Origin of the sequence: Mycoplasmopsis gallinacea (assembly GCF_012220205.1) — a bacterium.
GTDB classification, from domain to species: domain Bacteria; phylum Bacillota_I; class Bacilli_A; order Mycoplasmatales; family Metamycoplasmataceae; genus Mycoplasmopsis; species Mycoplasmopsis gallinacea_A.
The window spans coordinates 668,210-690,651 of record NZ_CP047225.1; the positions used below are offsets into that span (position 1 = coordinate 668,210).

The 22,442-nt window shown below is 26.0% G+C and carries 5 protein-coding genes and 2 pseudogenes; 3 read left to right on the forward strand and 4 right to left on the reverse strand.

Annotated features, from left to right (window positions below):
- Positions 1 to 327 precede the first annotated feature (327 nt).
- The 3 genes and pseudogenes from GOQ20_RS02740 to GOQ20_RS02750 all read left to right on the forward strand — a co-directional run bounded on the left by GOQ20_RS02740 (position 328) and on the right by GOQ20_RS02750 (position 12,967).
- A pseudogene (locus tag GOQ20_RS02740) lies at positions 328 to 1,956 on the forward strand (IS1634 family transposase).
- 193 nt (positions 1,957 to 2,149) lie between these two features.
- Positions 2,150 to 11,095 (forward strand): GA module-containing protein, encoded by an 8,946-nt coding sequence (locus GOQ20_RS02745; RefSeq protein ID WP_167845300.1) that lies wholly within the window; start codon positions 2,150 to 2,152, stop codon positions 11,093 to 11,095.
- Between the two features lie 198 nt (positions 11,096 to 11,293).
- A pseudogene (locus GOQ20_RS02750) lies at positions 11,294 to 12,967 on the forward strand (IS1634 family transposase).
- Between the two features lie 806 nt (positions 12,968 to 13,773).
- Here GOQ20_RS02750 and GOQ20_RS02755 read toward each other — a convergent pair.
- From GOQ20_RS02755 to GOQ20_RS04885, 4 genes are all read right to left on the reverse strand, one after another.
- The gene (locus tag GOQ20_RS02755) at positions 13,774 to 14,994 is read right to left on the reverse strand and encodes an Mbov_0401 family ICE element transposase-like protein (protein ID WP_167845301.1); all 1,221 of its coding nucleotides are present in this window, start codon (positions 14,992 to 14,994) and stop codon (positions 13,774 to 13,776) included.
- Between the two features lie 150 nt (positions 14,995 to 15,144).
- A complete protein-coding gene (locus GOQ20_RS02760) occupies positions 15,145 to 17,097 on the reverse strand; it encodes a hypothetical protein (protein WP_167845302.1) in 1,953 nt (650 codons plus the stop codon).
- Between the two features lie 237 nt (positions 17,098 to 17,334).
- A complete protein-coding gene (locus GOQ20_RS02765; protein WP_167845303.1) occupies positions 17,335 to 22,050 on the reverse strand; it encodes an Mbov_0399 family ICE element protein in 4,716 nt (1,571 codons plus the stop codon).
- On the reverse strand, positions 22,040 to 22,417 hold the full coding sequence (locus tag GOQ20_RS04885; protein ID WP_371864742.1) for an Mbov_0398 family ICE element protein: 378 nt from the start codon (positions 22,415 to 22,417) through the stop codon (positions 22,040 to 22,042). The genes GOQ20_RS02765 and GOQ20_RS04885 overlap by 11 nt, the downstream gene beginning before the upstream one ends.
- Between the last annotated feature and the right edge of the window lie 25 nt (positions 22,418 to 22,442).

Here is a 22,442-nt window from a genome sequence, read left to right on the forward strand (position 1 = left end):
GAAAAGAACAAACAAAAGAGAAAAAAAGCAACAAAAATACCATTTCTATTGCGTTAGGAACGGTATTTTTGTTGCACTGGAGATTACACTCAAGCCCATCTCTAACCAGGAGATGGTTTTTGTTTAATTAAGGATACTAAAGTGCGCTAATTAAGTGTTTAATTTTAAGTAAAGTGTGGTAAATTGTGAAAAAAACTATAAATCCTGAGTTTACAAGTTGAGCCTATTTTTTAGGCTCATTTTTTTATACATATATCAAAGATATATGACCTAAAGAAAAAATATTTTTTTACTTACATTACACACATAAAATGATATAATAAGAGCATGAGTTACAGTTTATGCAAGAAAAAACAAAATGGAAAATATTATTTAGTTTTAGCTATTTCTAAAGGTTTTAAAAAAGGTTATGGAAATCAGATTGGTCTAGGATACTGAGAAGATATCAAAGAAAAGTATGGATTATCTTCAATTGAAGATATGAAAGAAATAGCAAAAAAAGTAGATACATCTTTAGATAAAGCTGTTGCAAAAGAAGAATTTTTTAAATTATTAAAATCCACTTCTGTAAAAACAAGTATCCAAAATATTGGAGTTGATTTAATTTATAAAGTTATTAAAGAATTAGATTTATTTTCAGCATTACCAAAAAGTAAACATAAATCGTTAGAAGAAGTTTTGGAATTTTTCATAGCAACTAGAATTATCCTTCCAAGAAGCTATATGTCACAATATAAAAATAAAAGTGATTTTATAAATGATATTAATGTTACAAAATCATCAATATATAACTATCTTGATGTTATTTTCGAAAATAAGAATTCTGTTTTAGTCAATTTATTTCAAAAAATAAATGAATTTACAAATCGTAATAATAAAGTTATTCACTTCGATAACACAACAGTTTATTTTGAAAGCTTTACAAGAGAAGGAATAAGAAAAAACGGTTTTTCAAAAGACGGAAAACACAATGAAGATCAAGTAGTCATAGCAATGGCTGTAGATGAAAACGGAATACCAATACACTATAAAGTTTTTCCAGGTAACACAACTGATGGTAAAACAATGTTATCCTTTGTTTTAGAACTTCAATCAATCTACAAAATAAAGGATATTACAATAGTTGCAGATCGTGGAATAAATAACAACGCAAACTTACGTTTTCTAGAGCAAAAAGGAATTAAATACATATTTCAAAAAAGATTAGATACATTAAGTATTGGAATGAAAAAATTCATTCTTGAAGACAAACATTATGTTTTTAGAGATGAAATGTTTTGGAAAGAACAACTTGTTGAATCTGTTTGAAATAAAAATAGATTTAATGGTAAATATAGAAAGTGATGTGTATTTTTTAGCCCTGGTAAAAAGACTTTAGATAAATTAAAAAGAAATAATTTTATTGATAAATTGAACAAGAAAACTATTAATGGAGAACTACCACTTAGTTCCTTAGTTCCAGAATACAAGAAGAAATATATGGATATTGATGGTAAAACAATAGGAAAATTAAATTGAGAAAAAATTAAGAAAAAAGAATCTGAAGATGGTTTTTACATTATTGAAACTAATATTCTTGATTTAACACCTGAAAAAGCTAATGAAATTTATAGAAAACAATAAAAAGTTGAAGAAAATTTCAGAACATTAAAATCTTCTTTACAAGTTAGGCCTGTTTTTGTTCATAACGAAAAACATATACTTGCACATCTTTTATTATGCTTTCTTGCTCTTGTTGTTTTAAAATATTGTCTTTATAAATTGAAAAAATATTATGAAAGCAATGGAGAAATACAAAAAGTTACATTAGATTTATTTGTAGATTCATTAAGAATGATGACTATAACAAGAAAAGAAGTAAATGACAAAGTAGTTCAAGAGATAATTAATGATCTGGATGAAAACCACAAAGAAAATATAAAAATTTATAAAGATTTTATTGCATGTATGAGTTAATTCTATGTGTGTAATTTTGATTATCAAAAACGAATACACCTTATTTATAGATGTATTCGTTTTTTATAGTGTCTCAACTTGGAAACTCAGGAAAAAAGCTCTTTTTTGTATTATAATTTATGATATTTTGTGTTATAAAATTATATTGTAAAATTATAAATAAATAAAAAATGGTAAATTGAAAGAGAAGTTTATGAAAAAAAGAATTAATAAGAGATTATTATTAACATTACCAATGGTGGGAGTAGCGTTCCTACCGTTGAGTTTTATCAACATTCAGACAAGTAAAACATACAGAAAAGATGATGGACAGCAAATTACTTTTGATCAATTCAATAATTTTATTAGTGATAACAAGTGAACTGAGCCTAATTTTAGTAGGTATGCCAAAGAGTGAAATAATAGTAATTCAAATAGTTGGTCTGTCGCTGATGCTACAAATGGAGCTGAAACGATTGAACCTATTCCTTATTTCTATAAGAAGAATGTTTTTATAGGTAACTTTATAAAAGATGGTACAGGATATAGACCTTGAGATTCTTATAGAAACGAACCTGGTGGTTGATTCATTGGTGGTAGAGGTTTTTCTAAAGCGGATGGTACAAAAACATTTAAAATAGCTTTCCATAGAAGCACTATGAGACTTGATGAGCGTAGATGAGTTGGTGGTTTTTACATATCAAATGATTTGGTGTTAACTGGTAACATTATAGTCAGTCTTTTTTCATTAGATAGAAATAATAACGTTACTAATAGACGTGAAAATACAGATACAATTAATTGAAGATTTATTGGTATAAATGAAAATGATGATTACAACACTTTAAAGCAAATCAATCCATTTAAAGATAATTCTGCATTAGATTTAAAAGATGGTAATGATGTAAAACTTTCTGTAAGAAGTATAGATGGCTCAAAAACAATTCCTTTTTCTTGAGCTAGATATTATTCAGCGTATGAAGGCCAAGAAAAAAGAAATCAAGTTAATGATATTATTATGAATCGTAATGTTGATTTCAATGATGGTAGTGGTACAGGAACATTTTTACAAGGATTAAAATTACTTCCAAGAGATGCATTCACAGATACCCCTTATAACTCAATGAGCAGAAACTTAGGTGCATATTTTGAATTTTATGTACTTACTGAAAGCAATGTAGAATCTAATAATGGTGTTATTATTGAATTTACTGTCAAACCAAATGATCGAGAAGCGGAACCTGGACAGTCTCCGATGGAATATGTAGGAGAATCTTTTGTCGGGGCCGGTATTAGTATTCCGCATAAATATATTGGTCAATACTGATTTGGATCTTTAGGATTTCACGCACAAGCTAAAAGAAATCAAACTTGAATTAAGAGATTTATTACAAAAGAAAAAGTTAAATCTTATGAAAATGTAGCTGATCAAATTAACTATACAGAAGATGAAGAACTTCCACAAACAACATTAGAAATATATGAGCCAAAAAACGGAGCTCGAACTAAATTATATGATGTTAATAAAGATAGATTTGATGATGTTAAATTTCAAAAATCTTTAAAAGGAGAAAAAAATAAATCATATTTCACTAAAAACATTTTTAACGATGAAAGTCGGATTACTTCTTATGATCAAATGACAATAAAAGTAGCATTTAAAAATGAACAAGATAAAAAGAAATGAAAAATTAAAGATGAATATAGAATTTTAACTGGTATGTCAACCGATCTTAGAAATTACTGATCTTTTGAAGATATTGAATACGATCTTACCGATAGATATAAGTTAATAAAATTAATCGATAAAAGTGAATATTTAACAAAAGCGCAAAAAGATTATTTAAAAAATGATTATTTAAATCAACTTTTTGGTAGTACGGATGTCAATGATTTTCCTGCTGATGATACAAGATCATTCCAAAGTGCTGTTACCGAAATAAAAAGATGAGATCTTGCTCAAAAAAGTTTAGAACTTGCATATCAAGAGTTAAAAAGCTATACGACTAGTGACAACAAAACTTTAAAAAATGGTCAACAAAGTGAATATACAAATAGAGAAGACTATATTTTTAGTGATAAAACAATAAGAGATGAAATTGAAACAGCATTAGAAAATGCTAAGCCATTTGCTGATTTACAAACAACATCAAATCCAAGTGGAAAAGATAGAAATTCTGCTGACATTCCATTAATGAAGTTAAGCGAACCTACAAATAATAATTTAAAAACTTCTCTTTTAGCATTAAAGAGTAAACTTTCTAAAATGAACGGTAGAACTTACTTAGATGCAGAAAAACAAAAATTAGATAATAATAATTTATCAATATTACAAGCTAATAGCGCAAATATTACTAAAGCTAAAGAATTATTCAATAGTTACTCAAATCAAATAGCAAATGGTTATGACCAAGCAGCGTCAAAAGCTTGAATTAATAATGATTTAACAAATAATCCACAAGGAACACTTGAAAGAGAAAAACTTAATAATTATGTTCAAAAAGTAACTGAGTTATCAAATGAATATGATAAATTAAAAGAATTACATCAAATCACAAGCACTCTAAATCAAGATAGCCCTGTTGTAAAATATTCGGAAGATTCAATAAAGAATTCATTTAATCAAGATAATACAAGTGTTAACAATTTAGTTAACGGAATTCAAAATGGAACAACAGATTTATTTTCAAATACACAAAGATTTGAAGAAGCAACAAATAATTCAAATCAAAATAGTGTTAAAAATACGCGTGAAAGACTAGAAACAACACTAAAACAACTTGATGGAAATAAAAGAGAAGCAATTAAAGAATTAGATGGGTTTAAAAATTTAACATCTCCAAATCCACAAGGACAAAATGTTGATTCTAAAGCTAAAGTTAATGCATTACCTTCTAATTTTGTAGATAATGGAACTTCGATTACAAATAATCTTGTAAATAATAATGTTGAACTTGGCAAAATAATGAATGAAGCGTGAGAAACAGCAAAAACTAATTTTAAAGAAAAAATTAATGCTCTTTCTAATTTAACAGATACACAAAAAGAACATTTTAAAAATCAAGTAACTGATGATAAGAAATACTCAACTGGTTTATTATATTTTGATGATCGTAATTTAGACTTTACTAATCCTACTTTCTCTAACCTAACTCCACTTAATACAAATATGGGTGATTTAAAGAGTTATTATGATTCATTGGAATCTTCAATGAAAGATGGAACTGATGAAAGATATTTATTCGCAGACCTAAATTACAAAAATGAATATGAAAAGCAACTTTTACGTACTAAACAATTTTTAGGAATTCCACTTACAGAAGCTGAAAGAAACAGTTCTAATTATGTAGAAGTTCCGGCAAGTGAATTAGTTGATCCTACAAAAGTACAGGAAGCCAAAAACCAATTAGAAGCTGCTAAGAATAATCTTAATGGTATTCCGTTCTCACCAGAAATTGAAAAGCTTGCATATTTAAGCGATACTTTAAAATCACAAATTAAAAAAGAGAAAGAAACTTTAAATAATCAAGCTCCAGCAATTATTAATTTACGCGAAAAAGCAATTGAACTTAACAACAAAGCTAAAGAATTAATCGATTTAATGAAGGATGTTGTTCAAAATAAACAAAACGAGAACTATGCAGATTATGCAAATGCATCTGATGAAACAAAAAATCCTTTCGATGAAGAAATTAATTTAATTAAAGATCTTTTTGAAGGCGATTTTGCAACAAATGGTTATGTAAAACTTAAAGGTGCAGACCCTGAACCAAGTTCTTGAACTGATTTTACAAATTCTAAAATAACACAAGTTCAAGAAAGAATAAACCAATTAAAAGCCAAATTAAATGCCTTAGATGGTGAAGAAATTAAAGCAGAACAAGAAAGAATTAATAATCTTGCAATTACATACGATTATCCTAACGATTTAAAACGCAATATTTTACCATCAGAAGTAGCTGCTAGTGAGCACTGATCTGAATTTACTCATACTGTCCAACCAGAAAATGCTCAAGATTTTGAAGTTAGAATTGTAGATGTAACTCCACAAGCTGATGATTTTGAGCCAGGTACTGTTAATGTTACTTATGAAGTGGTATCTACAAAATTCCCTTCGATTTCAAAGAGAATTGTTTCAACCAAAAATCAAGATATCACAGGATTTTTAACAGCTAGAGAAAAAGAATTTAGACTTAAAAAAGCTGAAATCATTGAAAAAATTAATAATTTAGCTAACCAAGGAAAATTAACTCCTGAACAAAAAGCTCAATTGTTAAATGAAGTAAATGCGCTAAGTTATGAAAATGGAAATACTCCAGATGATTTAAATTTAATTAATAATAAAATCGATGCTCTTGTTGATGCTAATAAAGTTATCGATGATTTACCTAATTTAACAGATGATCAAAAAGCACAATTAAAATCACGTTATTTAACTGATAATTCACCTGAAAATATTAATAAAATCCAAAGAGAAGCTCAAAATCTAGATGATTTAATAGGTAAGTTAAAAGAAAAAATACAAGCTGCTGAAAATACTAAAAATGAACCAATTTACACAAAAGATCAGCAAGATAGAAAAGATGCATTTGATCAAGCTTTAGAAGAAGCTAAAAACAAATTAAATGAAATCTTAGCCAAAGATCTTACTAACGAAGATTTACCTACTCTTGCTAAAGAAATTGATAATCCAGATCAAACTCAGCCAGGTGTTATTCAAAAATTAGATAAAGCAAGCGATGATCTTGATGGTAATAGACATGATTTACTTAGCAAAGTTAGAAATTTTGCTCATTTAGAAGCAGATGATTTAACATGACTAGATGATGAAATTAATAGATTACCAAAAAGACCGACCGAACAACAACAAAAAGCTATTTTAAATAAAGCACTTGAGCGTTGTAAGTTAAATGCTAAAAAGAAAATTAAAGCTTTAAAATTATTAACAGATGCCGAAAAACAAGCATATGAACAAGAAATCGATCAAATTACGTTACATACAGCAAGCAATGGAATTGATCCAGAAGTAGATTCAAATAATCAACAAATAAAATATAACGTTGATATTGACTCTATTTTAGAGAGAGCAAATCAAGATGAACTTACAAAACGTAAAGCTATCGGAAAACTTTACGGTGATAATGAATTAAGTATTTTACCTGCTTACGAACATCTTAATGACAACCAAAAAGCTTATTTAAAAAATTTAATCATTAATAATCCAACTTCTGAAACAACAAGAATCTTACAAGAAGCACAAGATACAAATGATGCAATGAAAATGTATAAAGATCTTTTTGTAAGCTCAGATAATCAAGAACCTAATAATGTTAAACCATCTGACAAAACCGATTATCTTGATGCATCTGAAAACGTTAAAAATCTTTTTGACCTTGGTCTTGAAAATCGTGATAGCATAGTAGCTTCTAATGGTGAATTAAAAACTTTAGATGAACTTATTAGCTATAAAAAAGACTCAAACAATAATTTTATTCTTGACGAAAACGGAAATAAAGTTATCGATCTAGAAAACGGATTAATAGGTAATTTAATTAAAGCTAGAAATGATTTAGATGGTGATGAAAGGCTAGCAAAACGTAAAGAAGAGCTAGCTAAAAGATTAGATAAAGATAATTCACAACCACCTGTATTGCTTGAGTTTTTAATAGACAATCAATTAGAAAAAGCTAAAGAAAAACTTGCAGATAGCAGCATTGATCGTATTTCAAAAGTTGATGACCTTGAAGATAATTTAGTTCATTTAAATGATGAAATGCAAAAAATGTTAATGTACATCGAAAGTAAAAATGGTAATCCAGACAAAGGAATGACTCCTTTCACTCAGACATTAATGTATACTGGTTCGTTTGATGATAAACGTAAAGCATATGATGATGCTCTAAAAGAAGCGGAAGAATATCTTGCTACTTTAAAAGCTTCAAATAATCCTGATGAAATTCTTAATTCAACTAAGCTCGAAGAAATTAACAAAAAAATTGCAAAAGCAATTGAAAACTTAGATGGTGAAAAGAATATGGATAAACTTCAAAATGAAGCGCTTGAAAAAATTAATTCATATCAAAATCTTAATGATGCCCAAAAAGAAATGCTTAAAATGGAAGTTTTAAATGCTAGAACTCCTGAAGATCTTTTAGGTAATGCTAATAAACAAGGTTTAAATGACAAAGCTAAAGAATTAAACGATCAAATGGGCATTCTTAATGAATTAACTAAAAATGAAAAAGGTGAAAACCCTGATACAACAAATACTAAAACAACAACAGGTTATATCGATTCGGATAATGAACCGTATGAAGTTACAAATCCTGATGGAACTAAATCTGAGTCAACTCTTGGTAAAAAAGATGCATATGATAAGTATATTCATGATGCAGATAATCTTTATCAACCAAATGATGTCGCAAATAGTGATGGAAGTGGTGGATCTACAAGAGTAGATACTTCGAACAAAAATGCACAAACAGATCCTAATGTTGTTAAAGAATTAATTGTAAAATTAAAAGAAGCAAAAGAAGCACTTAACGGTGATGATAAATTCGGAGCAGAAAAAGAAAGATTACTCAAATCAATTCATAATCAAGATAATGAACTTAATATCAAATATCCTAATTTAAATCCTTCGCAAATTGAATATTTTGAGCAAGAGATTGCTAAAACAAAATCAATTAAAGAGCTTCAAAAACTAGAATTAACAATTAGCAAGTTAAATTCAGCTATGGGTCATTTATTAGAACAAATTGATCTTGCAGATAATGATCACGAAGTAACTATAACAAACGAAGATGGTACAACTTCTACTCAAACTGAAAAAGCATTCGAAAAAATGCCTAAATACACAGAAGCAAGCCAAAAAACAAAAGATCCATACGATCAAGTTAAAGAAATTATGAAGAAATTGGTTGATAAAAATAAAGATGTTGAAACCAAGAATGATGAACAAGGAAATCCAGTACAAGTTGATACTGATTTAATTATTGAACCAAGCAAAATTGATCAAATTTTAAACGATTACTTAGTAGCAAAAGAAAATCTAGATGGAGATAACACCTTTAATTTAGAAAAAGAAGCTACTATTAATGAAATTAAAAATAATTCATATTTAAATTTAGCTCAAAAGAAAGATTTAATTGATAAAGTACAAGCATCAAAAACCAAAGATGAATTAAATGCTGTCAAAGAACAAATTGAACCTTTAACTGATGCTATGAAAAAACTTAGAGATATTCAAAACGAAGCATTAGAAACGTTAGAACAACCAAGATATAAAAACTCTTCAAAAGATCGTCAAGATGCTTTAAATAATGAAGATCCAGCTAATTTAGGTGTTATTCAAAATAATAAACCATCAGTTGATGATGTTCTTAAGCATTTTATCCCTGAAGAAGATGCAAAAAACACTTCGCAAAACCTTACAATTGATCAAATTAATGATCTTGTTTCAAAAACAAGAGCAGCACTTGATAACTTAAATGGTGATGAAGAGCTTGAAAAAGCTAAACAAAAAGCAATTGAGTTAATTAAAGGTGATAATTTATTTAATGACGGTGATCAATCATACAATAAATTAAATAGAGCTCAAAAACAATATTTAATTGATAAGATTCAAAAAGCAATTTTAATTAACGACGATAATAACAGCAGTGTTAATGAAATTTTAGAAGAAGCAAAACAATTAAATGAGCAAATGAATGAACTTGACAAATATATTAAAAATACAGTTCAAGAAGGTCAAAATATTGATCCTAAATCAAGAAATAATTATAAAGATGCTAGTGATAATCTAAAAATGAACTTTGATAATTCATACAATGACTCGCTAAATAATCTTAATTATGATAATGGACGTAATTTATCAAAAGAACAAGTTCAAGAGTTGCTTAATAAAGTTGAAAAAGATTACAATAGCCTAGATGGTGATAGCAAGAGAGATGCAGCGTTAGATGAACTTGCTAAATTAATTCAAAAAGATCCAGCATTTAAGCAAACTGATCTTTATTTAAGTAGTGAAGAAGATAAAAAAGCATTTTATGATAAAGCTATTAGCGGTGGAAAAAACATACTAGCTGATAAAGATAATGTTCCACTAAGTCAAATCAAAAATCAAATTCAAAAAATTAAGGACGCAATTAAGAAGCTTGAAGATAACAAAGAGTTATTTAAAAAACGAATTGATGCTCTGCCAAATCTTTCAGATGAAGAGAAAGCAAGGTACAAACAAGAAATCGAAGATTCGCAATCATTTGAAGATAGAACAAATATTTACCAAAAAGCAGTAGCTAACAATGACGGAAAACAAAAAGTTATTGACTATATTAATTCTCTTCCAAATCTTAGTCCAAGAGATAAAAAAGAATTAATTCAAAAAGTAATTAATGCTAATGGTGAAAATCAGGCTGAATTAGATAAAATTCAAGACGATGCAAAAACAGCCGATGCTTTAATTGCTAAATTATTAAATGATGCAAAAGGTGACCATACTCTTTCATTGCAAGAAATTAACGATATTACTAATAAATTAAAAGAAATTGGTATTACAAACCCAGAGTACTTTAATTTAGCTGATGAAATGTTACAATTTAAAGATCTTAAAGATACATTAGAAAAATATCGTAGTGAAGATATAAGTAGTCCAACATTTAAAGAAACATCAAATAAACTTGATAAACTAATTGAGTCAATTCATTCATCTATTTATGCACAACCAAATATTAGAGATGCTTGAAATAAATTAAGTCAAGACACCTTAAAATTAAAAGATCAAGCCCTTAGTGAAATGAGATTAGTAGAATCCTTATCGAATTTAAGATTTGATGATTTTACCACTGAAATTAATAGTGATAAAGTAGTTGAATCTAATAAATATCAAGAATTTTATAAGGAACTTAAAGATAAAAACTTCTTTAACTTAATCTTAAAAGATAAAGGTACACTTACAAAACAAGAACTAGCAACTCTCAAAGGAATTGAGAAAAAAGATGCTTCAGATGTTTTATATAGTGTAATTCAAAAATTAATTCACGAAAAAGAAATCAAAGAAAAATTAAGTTTTTGATGATATGTCGCTCTTTCATTAACTTCTCTTGGTATTTTTAACCTCCTTTACCTTCTTTATCGTCAAAAAGAAGACAAAGAAGAATAAAAACAAAAAAGCCACCTTTAAGGTGGTTTTTCTTTTCTATATGAAATTTTGCAGCGGAAAACTATCAAGTAGATATTAAGAGTTTATTTTCCTGCGTTTCCCACTTAAGTGAGTTTTTTTACATTTTCGCAGCAGTACATATTTATCTAATAAATATGTAAAAAACCTAGTAATTTACTAGGTAAAATATGATATAATATGTGCATGCAAGCAAAAACAAAAGAAAAAAGAACATGAATATTGTGTGTTTCTAAACAAAAAGCAGGTACATATATACAGGTCGGGTGCAGAAAAATAAAAGGTACAGGATATGAAACTAGATTTGGGATTGGCTATGAACATGACTTTGAGAAGTATCAAAAAAATTCAATTGAAAAAATCAAAATGCTTGTTAAAGACATACCTTTAACAACTCCCAAAGAAGAAATTATTGAAATTATTAATCAAAAGTTTAAAGAAAACAAAAATGATCTTGTTGAATATAGAAAAAGATTTAAGGGATATGAACTTGTTTCTTCGTTGGTTGATCATTTTGACATTTTTAAAGACTGTCATAAAACAAAATCAGTAAGTTTAAAAGAAGTTGTGATGCAACAAATTTATCAAAGATTAAAAGAGCCATTAAGTATTTTAGGCACTTTCAATAGTCTAAAAAAAGAACAAGAATTTGTTTATTCTAAAAATTCTTTTTACAGATCGTTAGATTACATCGCTGAAAATAGGGGGCAAATTTTACAAAATGTAAATTCAGTTCTTGTAAATGAACACAAAAGAGATGTAGAAATCATATGATATGATTCCACCACTACTTATTTTGAAACTTTTAGTAGAGAAGGGTACAAAAAACCTGGTTATTCAAAGGACGGTAAGTTTAAAGAAGATCAAATTGTTATTGGGATAGCAACTGATTCAAACGGAATTCCACTACATTACAAAGTCTTTCCTGGGAATACAACAGATGCAAACACATTCATCCCTTTTGTCTTGGAAATTCAAAAAATATATAAGATAAAACAAATTACAATTATCGCTGATAAAGGTATGTCTTTAAACAAAAACATCAGATTTTTAGAGTCCAAAGGTTTAAAATTCATTATTTCTTACCGGATGAAAACAGGAACAAAAGACTTTAAAGAATTTGTTTTAAACCAAGAAGGTTATATTCATTCTAAAACCGGTTTAGTGCATAAATCAGAAGAATTTCTTTCTCAATATAGAAACGGTAGAATCAATGGAAAAATAAGAAAAAGAATCATTACTTTTAGTAAGAAGAGAGCAAGAAAAGATGCAGAAGATAGACAAATTTTAATCAATAACTTCCTCAAGAAAGCTAAAAACGGAAAAGTTTCTTATGAAGATATTGCAGGCGGGAAGAAATATAGATTCTTTAAAGCTGTTGACAAATCTGGTTATTATGAACTTGATAACGAAAAGATTTTGCAAGATGAAAAGTTCGATGGATATTATGTTTACGAGACAAATAGATATGATTTAACTCCTGATTAAATTGTAGATTTATATGCAAAACAATGAAAAGTTGAAGAGAATTTTAGAAGCTTAAAGAGTAGATTAGTTCTTAGACCCATGTATTTATCAAGTTGGAAACACATTACTGGTTATATCTGTCTTTGCTTTTTAGGTTTAGTTTTAATGAAATTCTTAGTTTTCAAAATTAATGATTTAATAGGTTTATCTCAAAAAGATAAATTTACAGAACATAGATTAAACAAAATGATTAATGACATTATAGAAGTTGAAGAAAAATTCAACAATAAAACAGTCAAAATTTTCGATATTAAAGATAAAAGTTTGGAAGATAGTTGAAATGACTATCTATTAATTCAAAAAGTTTTAGAAATGATTAAAAAGTAAAAATAAATATCCGCTTCAAACGGATATTTTGCTTTTTATACTAGCAAGTGGGAAACGCAGGATAAGTACAATTTTTAATTATTTTAACTTTTTACAATGATAATCATATAAAATATAAATGTGTGAAAAATATAATATTGTACTACTAAAAATATGGTGTGCAAAACTAAAAAAAGAACATGAATAGTTTCGATATCAAAAACCTAAAGGAGTAGGATATGAGACCAGATTTTTAATTGGGTATGAACATGATTTTGAACAATTCCAAGAAGGTGTGATTGAAAAAAATAAGATGCTTATTAAGGATATTCCTTTAACAACATCAAAGGAAAAAGTTATAGAAATTATGTGAGGGAACAATTTAGAGCAACAAGTGCTACAAGTCAGTAATGGTATAAGCAATTCTTTTGCTTTTCATTAATATTCTACCACAATTTCGGCAAAAGTCAAGCAAAAAGAGAATGCAAAAATGTCGCTTTGCAAGTTTTGCAAAACTCATAAAAATCTATTTACCACTAAGAAGCAATAAGCGCGTTGCTTCACGCGCGGGTGCGCTTGCGCGCTGCTTTTAAGCACAAGATAACGTTTTGGAAAAAGTTTCTAACGAAACCCAAAATTTTAGTTTTAGTATTTAATTATATTAAATACTATTTTTTTATTTTTTCTTCCAACAATTTTCCAAAAAAATTAAAAAGTTAGTTAAATTTTCCAAGATTTTTCCAAAAGCAATCAATAAACCAAAAGTTATATACTATGTATATAAGTTAAAAATTGATTTTTCCAAGATTTTTCCAAACTGCTATTTTTTAGTAAATTTGGAGCAATCCATTTTTATAGTCAAAATTATCACTTACAAGGTCAATAATTGTTGATATTTTGTAAGATGTACCCTTTTTTGAAATGTATTTTTTAAAGTAATTATGAATATAACTTTCAGTGTGAGAACTCTTATTTATCGCTTTTGGAATATCAAAAATTAACTCTTTTTGGTTATTTATATACTTAATTAATTTCAATAACGCTTCACTAAATCTGTAATCTAGTTTGTTATTTTTGGTTCAATTTATAAAAGCAGAAAACAATTTCTCTCAATCTAAAATTGAAAAATTTTCAAAAATATTATCAAAATAACTATAAACTCCTTTGATTTTAAACTCATTTTTAAATTGTTTTACAATTGAATTATTTAAGAATTTTTTAAGCATAAATGCATTTTTAACATAGTTAATTAAATGAAACTTATCTAATACTTGATAGTCAAAATATTTAGCAGTTTCATTGATGTTTTTTGCTCCGTCTCCTTTAATACATATTTCCATATCAGGTTTATAATATTCATTTTGTATCATTTCTATAAGTGCAATAATTGAATTTTTCTCGTCATATTTAGTTAATTTTTGTTCTTTATCAAAATATATTTGAACATTATTTATACATTCATATCTGTTTGTTTTGTTATTAAATAAGTTAAAAGTAATCATTCTGCACATCAATTTTCTGCTTTTTCTGTTTTGTTGTATTGTCTTATAAGTATCATCTATTTCAACATATAAAATGTTTTTGTGTTCATCTTTTACATCATATTTACGCAATTTATTTGAACTGCTATTATATGAATTTGCAATTTTATCTTCAAGTTTTGAAGAAATAACTTTCTCTTTACTATTTTGATTTATTCAATACTGATATGTGCTTTTAGGTAAAAATTTTGGTCTCCTTGCATGACTGTTTTTAAGAAAAGTAGCAAATTTCTTTGTTTCAATTGAGTATTTATTTCTACCTATTTGTTTTAAATAATCGTGATGATAATAAGTAAAATAAGTTCTTTTTTCTTTACCGTTTTCAATTTTTCTAATGTAATAAACTCCTAAATTATAATAATGTCTATTCCCTTGATTATCAATAATTACCCTTGTTTTCACTTTATGTAAGTTTCAATTAGGGTGTTCTTGTTTTCTTTTTATGGTTCTGAAATCTTCTTCTATTTTATTTAAATCTTTAATGAAATAGAAAAACGCTGTATTCATTTTTACCCCCTATAAAAACGAATTCTTTCTATATTTTTATGATAATACGAATAAAAGAAAAACGGAAATTTGCACTATTTAAAACTGGAAAAATGAAAAAACCAAGTAGAATTCAATACTTGGTTTTACATAAAAATAAAATAAATATTATTATTCAATATATTCTGGTTCTTCATCTTTATCAGGGAAAATGTTCATTTTTTCCATTACTCTTTCGATATATACATAGTTAATATGGTCTATGATATCGAAGAAATCATTAAATTGTTTTAAACTTTGAATAATTTTTTCTTCTATCATATTAATTTGAAAAGCAAATTCTAATGAATAAACGTTATGAATAAAATATGATAAAAGAGAGCGTGATGTTTTATAAAAGTTAATAAATTTTTCACAAGTATCATAACTTTTAAATAACTTTTGCAACTCTTTTTTATAAATTTCTGTATTTAAAAGCGAACTGAAAACCGTTTCATTAGGTACATTATAAAATAATACTTTTTGTTGTTCAGACATTTTATTTTCAAATTTTATTCCTAATTTATTTCTGTTATTTATATCGCTATTATCTAAGCAAATATTATGAAAACTTAAATACAAAATCTTTTTATCATTTTCATTTTCGATAGGAAAATGATGAATATATTTTCCTGTTTTTTCTCTTAATTTTCTAGGAAGACAAATTTCAAAAATTTGATTTAAACTATCTTGAGTTTCTTTTGGTGCTATATTTGTATTGTTATTTAAGATTGTTTGTAAAAGTGCAAGTTTTATAAAATATTCACTAATTGCTCTTATAGCAGCAACAGTTGCATTTAAGAAAAATTTAGATAAATTTTTCTTCGAACTAATTTGTGTATTATGTATTATTTGTTTTAATAAAATATCAACACTTTTGAATTTTTTAAATTTTACTTTAATATAATTACTTATTTTACTTGCTATTTTAAATTCTGCTTTTCTGCGTGAAAGCAAACTTTTAACATTCTCGTTTTTAACGTTTTCTTCCATTTCAACTAATGTTTCAAACGAAAAATTTCAAAAATTTCTTAAAAATTCTTTTGTCTCCATTTTAAACTTATGTTCTTTGAATATGCTAAAAAATGTTTCTTCTTTGCTTATATTTATACCATACAATCTGTTGTAATATACGTCATAAATAAAATTTTGCAATTTATCTATCGAATATTCTTTATAACTTAAAGAATTAACAAACTCTCTTTTTGCTTTATCAAATTTAATATTTATATTACTTTTATAATCAAAGTCCTTTCTTGCTTTAATAGCAATTTCTTTAAAAACTTTAATTAAACTATTTCTGCTTAATGCATTTTCGTTAAGTTTTAAAAAGTTTTCGTCAAAGTTTTCTAATTGATTTTCAAGAAAATTATTCTTACATATTTGAATTAACCAACACGCTTTTTTATAATGTTCTCATGCTGTTTTTGCATCCATATTAAGACGAGTTAAAATAATTTCTTTTTTAATTTGCAAGTCATATTCCTCATAAATTTCATTATTTACAAAAATATAATAAATATCTAAATAAAGGAGCAATGTGTTTCATTTTTGATAACCAATTCCACCAATTCCATTCTTTTTAAACAATGAATTCGATATTTCTATATTATCGTTATGTATTTTAATTTGCTCTTCTTTAAGTTCAAAACTATTTATTTTTTTGACTGAAATACTTTGAATAAATTCTCTTAATTTTTTAATTTTTGCATATTCTTCTTCACTTGAATATCTCATCGCATCTTCCATATTAATAAGATATTTTTCTCGATTAGCAATGATTTTTAAAACTGCAATTCTTCTATTCCCTTCAACTACTATAAATTTATTTTCGTCTTTTTTTATAACTTCAATAAATTCATTTGTTGGAAATCATTTAACACTGATTGAATTAAAAAGTTCGGTAAAACTTATTATATTTTCACAATATAATTTAGCAATTTCTTTAATTTCATATTCAATATTGTAATATTCATTTGCATACTTTAATTTGCTTATAAAATCAAAATTCATTTTGTTTATAACACCAAATCTAGGGTTTCAACGACCAAGTTCGATTTTATTTAACAATTCTTTACTACTCATATCAAACACACTCCTACCACATATAGAGTTAATTAACAATAAAATTATATTCTTTTTTATGTTAATTAAATATTATAAATTAATTACAAATTTTGTATTTATGTAAGAATTATAATTTATTTTTATTAAATAAAAATAAATTATATAATAAAGAAAAAAATTGTTATAAAGTTTATTTTTTATTAAAAATTCTTTTAAAAAAATGAAAAAACAAGCAGAATTTACTGCTTGGTTTTCTTATTTTAATTTATGTTTAAAGCGTCTAACTCAAAACACAAAACCTAATATTGCTGCTATTAAAATTGAAAAAGACACAGAAATTGCGGTTATAATTTTGCTTTTTCTTTCTTTTGCTTGAAGCGTTTTTTGTTTTTCTATTTTTATAATTTTAATAATATTATCATCATTTTTAATTGAAATTTCTTCTTCATAATTAGCATTATCTGTTGTGGTATTTGTAATATTTAAAACAATCATTCCTTTGCTAAAACCATAAAGTCCCCTAATAATTAATCTTGCTTGATTGACTTTATTTGGAATAAGCAATGTTTTAATTACATAGTTTAATTCACTTTGATTAATGTGATATTTTGCTTCTAAATTACTATTGATATGATTTACAATAGCATCTTTTAATAAGGTAGGACTATCAAAATAAGTGATAAGTTCTGCAACTCTTAAATCATTTAAATTAGTAATATTTAAATTAAGTACTACATTTAAATCTTCATTAGTAGTTAATGTTTTACCGTCTTTATAATTTCTATTTTTAATGCTTTCTTCACTATTTTCATCTTCGCTAGAACCGCCATTTTCTTTAATAAATTTATCAAGTTCTTCAATTTCTTTATCTCACATTTTAAGTTCTTCTTCACTTAAAGAAGAAGCAAGAATGTTGCGAATAATAAAACTAGTTTCATTAATTGACTTTTTATTCATTGATTTAATTTTCATTTCTAATGTGTTATCTAAATCAAGCACAAGTTGTTTTAAGAAACTAGCATTATTGATATTTTCAATGTAATAATCATAGTTTCAAAATAAGTTATAAGATGCTAAAAAGTTTGTAATATAAGTAATAATTCTATCTTTAATAGTATTAAAATCTCTTGCATCTTTTAAAGTAAGCATCGGTATTTCTAACTTACTTAAATCAATAACATCTCTTTGATTTAATGTTTCTTCATTAACTTTTAAAGCAAAATTAAATTCATTTTGTAATTTCACTTTAAAGGTATTAATTAATTGAAAATGATTTGAACCAACAATTAAATAAGTAGGTTTATTATTTGAAAGCAAGTTATAAATTACATCTTCAATATTTAAAAGATTTAAATCACTAAAATTAATGTTTCTTTTTTGAGCAATAGCAGCAACTTTTTCTGTAATTTGATTGTAAATTTCTCCTTTATTATTACTATCAAAAAATAAAGTTTCTGTTTCGATTTCACTTAAATCAAAACGTTCATTATACAATCTATCTACATAGTTAAAGATACTAATTTTATATCTTTTATCATCTATTTTTCTTCTAATTTCTAAGACTTTATAAAAAAGTGGGTTATCACTAGCGAGATTAATATTAACTAAAAAAGGAGCAATTACATCTAAATTAACTAACTGGTATTCACTAGGTGAAGATAAATCTTCCATTTTTAAAGCAACTTGTTTTGCAATAAAATCTTTAATTTTATTTACATCAGTAATACCAGAAAGGTTAATTGATGTATTTCTTAATCTACTTTCTCATAAATCAATTTCATAATTAATCATCTTCTTATTGAGATTTAAATTGAAAGATTTTGATTTAGGAACAATTGCAAGTTCTGTTTTAAACTCATTTTTAGCAACTCCGCAAATAGTGATTTTGTAATTAAATTCACTATTTTTCTCACTTTTTAAATATCAATAACCTTTATTGTAATCTTCTAAATCAATATCTTTTAATCAAACATAAGGAACATTTAAAGTTTCTCATTGACTAATGTCGGTATTTAAAAGTGCATCTTCAATTTTTGATACATTTAAATTAAAACGTGTTCTTCTTGCATTAATTATCTCTTCTGTTTCTAGTGTGCTATTTTCATTATCAATGAAAGAAATTGGAATAGTAATAGTGCTTTCAGTAAGTTCATAATTAAAGACGTTTTTGTTTGAATTATAAGCAAGTCCTAAACTTAAAGTTAAGTGATTTCTATCAGAAGAAACTTGAATATTATTGATTTTTACAAGTTCTTTATTTTCAAAATCGCCAGCATAATCTTTGTAAAAAAGTTGCTTTCCATTTTGACTAAGGACATATTTATTTTTAAATGTATCATAAGAATAAACATTTGGAACTGCTTTAAAGTAAGCATCAATATATCTAGTTGTATTGTTTGTATAGTGTTGTAATTTAAAGATATAGTTTGTAAAAAGCACAAAATACTGCATTACAAGTTCATAACTAAATGTTTTTGCTTTTTCTTCACTAATGTTGTGTTTAATTTTAAGGTATTTAATAAATTCAGAACCAACTGGTGTATCTCAAAAGTCATTAATTCTCGATAAACCATTAATTGTTTCAACAAATTTTGTCTTTTGTGCATTTAATCTTTTGTCAATTAATACTAACTTATAGTTATCAATACTTGAAGCAGCGTGAGCAGTAAAAAGATATAAACCTGTATCACTAAAATATGAATTCTCACTACTTACAAGTGGTAAGTCTTTATATTTTTTACCATTGTCCATTGTCTCATAAGAAATTCTATCTTTAAAAGTTAAATCATTGCGATTAAGTTTAAAGACACGATATTGTCCATTTCGAGTTTCTCCATTAATCATTTGCAAACTACCACTACCAAGCACTGATGCTTCTGCAATAAAACCTTTAATTAATTGAGAACCATTTCTAAGTAAAAGTGTTTTAGTTCCGTAAGGAAGAGAACTTTGGAGTGAATAACTATCATTAGATAAAATTTCAGTATTTGCAGAAACATCTACTCAAACTAATTGTTTCTTTGTTCCTGTGTTTTTATCAATTTCAGGGTCATAGAATTCATTTTTAATATGATTTCCATTTTCGTCTTGTAATAGTTCTCCATTAGCATCTTCCTTAAATTCCGTAATAAGTTTCTTTTGGTCAGGGTTATTTTCAGGGTCTCACGCATAGAATTTATAATCAATGCTTAAAGCGTTTGAGTTAATTAATAAATCAATGGTATATTCGTATTCAAGCGCATCTTCTGTATTACCTGAATTCTTTTTAAATTTAAGAATTTTGATTTTGTATTCTCTAATACTGTTTTCATCTTCTTTGGTATCTCTATCTATGATTAATTTATCATCAGTTAAAATTTCGGAAAAATGTCTATCAAGAACTTGAATTCTTTTATCATTAATCATTAACACTTCGTTTTCATCAATAGTTGTAAAATCAACACTAGCAGGAGAGTGGTAAAGTCATTTACCCCCATATACTTTTTTATCACTAATTCTTTTTGATTTTTCTAATAATACCGGAACATCATCAACTAGTTCAGTGGTATTAGTTTGAAAATCAACTCATTTACTTGTTTTAATGATTAATCTTTGACTAACATCTTTATTAATTGCTCTAACACTAGGGGTGATTTTAACAGGGTAATTTGATGCTAATTTATATGATTTAGGAATTAATGTATCTGTTTTATTTGATAAGAAGATATCTATTTTATTATCATCAATAACTTTATATTCAACAAAGAAATCAAATTCTTGCAATGTTTCATTTAATTTATTGATTTTTGCATCAAGTAAGTTTTGGTTTGTTTCTGAATAAAGGGTTCTTTCTCCTAAGTTTTCATTAATAATATTTAAAGCATTTAAATCTTTTAACTTATCTTTTGCTTTATTAAATGCTCTTTCATATCTAGAAACAACATCTGCAATTCTTTGGTTATCTTTATTAAGAACCACAAAACTCACATCAGGTACGAAAAATTCTAAATTAAATTGAATTTTATAATAACTATTATAGAAAAGTCCTGGGTCATCTGTTCTTGTATAAACAACCATATTTTGCTGATAAGGAACCATCTCTGTATATTTTGTAATTGGGTCATAATCATTTCTTCAAACCACAATATCTGATGCAATTAAAGGTTTAATTGCTATTTGTCCGTCAATATTAAAGTTTGTTTCATCAACCAAAATTTCTTCATTATCTTGTAAATATTGCTTTGCTTTATTAATTAAATAACTATTAAGTTGATTTTGAAAATTATCAGTTTTTTCTCAAATTCTCTTATTAAAGTAAATAGGAATATCTGAAATTGGTCGATGATAACCATTATGTTTATGATGACTTTCTGAGTTAAACCCATTTCAACCATAATAACTCCATTTTGGAACACTAGGAACAAAAGCAAACTCACTAGTTAAAATTCCTTTTAATTCTTCTGAGTTTAAATTAATATTTCTATATTGCAAGTCTCTAATAATATGTTTTGTGTATTCATAGTTATACCCATTTTTATAACTATTAACATTTTCCAAATAATCAAAAGAAAATATCTTTCTTTGAACATCAAGTCTTTTGTATCTCATATTTAAATTTTTGATTTTTTGAGAATTAGCATCATTAAAATCAATATTTTCATCATATTTATATTCATACTCTCTATCATCTTGGGTGTTTTCAAGCAATTTATGAGTATTTTCAAAACCAGCATCGTAATAAATGTTGAAATTATCAATATGAGCAGGGAAAGAAAAAGTATTAATAGTAGAAACAAGCAAATCTTCTTTTTGTAAATTTAAAGTTCTTTTGGCTTCTCTATTATTTGTTAAATTATAAAATTCTTCTGGTAAGTTGTGAAAAGTAAGAATTTCCTTATTTTGAACATCATTTTTTGAACTAATAAATGAAAAAGTCAGAATACTTGCAACTGATAAAGAAGATAAAGGTAAAAGTAGTTTCTTAAATTCCATCACTTTCTCCTTGTTCTAATTTACTGATTTTATTTGCAACATCTTCTTCTGTATCAAAAGCAACTTTTTGAAATCTTTCAAATGTTTTCACTGTTTCTTTAATTTTTTCATCTTCTTTTTTCTTATTAAGCATAAGTTCAATAGTTTCATTTTTTCTAACAATTTTAAAATGGTCAAGTTCATTTAAAAATTCTTCTTTTGGACTATGTAAGTTCAAATTACCACTTTTAGCTAGTAAATTAAGAACTAAATCAAGTTTTTTATTAATGATTTCAATTTCAATATTTTGAAGATTAAATCAATGCTTAATATTTGAATGGAATGGACTTAAACTAGCAAAAATGCTTTTTCTAAATGCGTAGAAAATACTTGATTGAAACTTATGAAAAGTA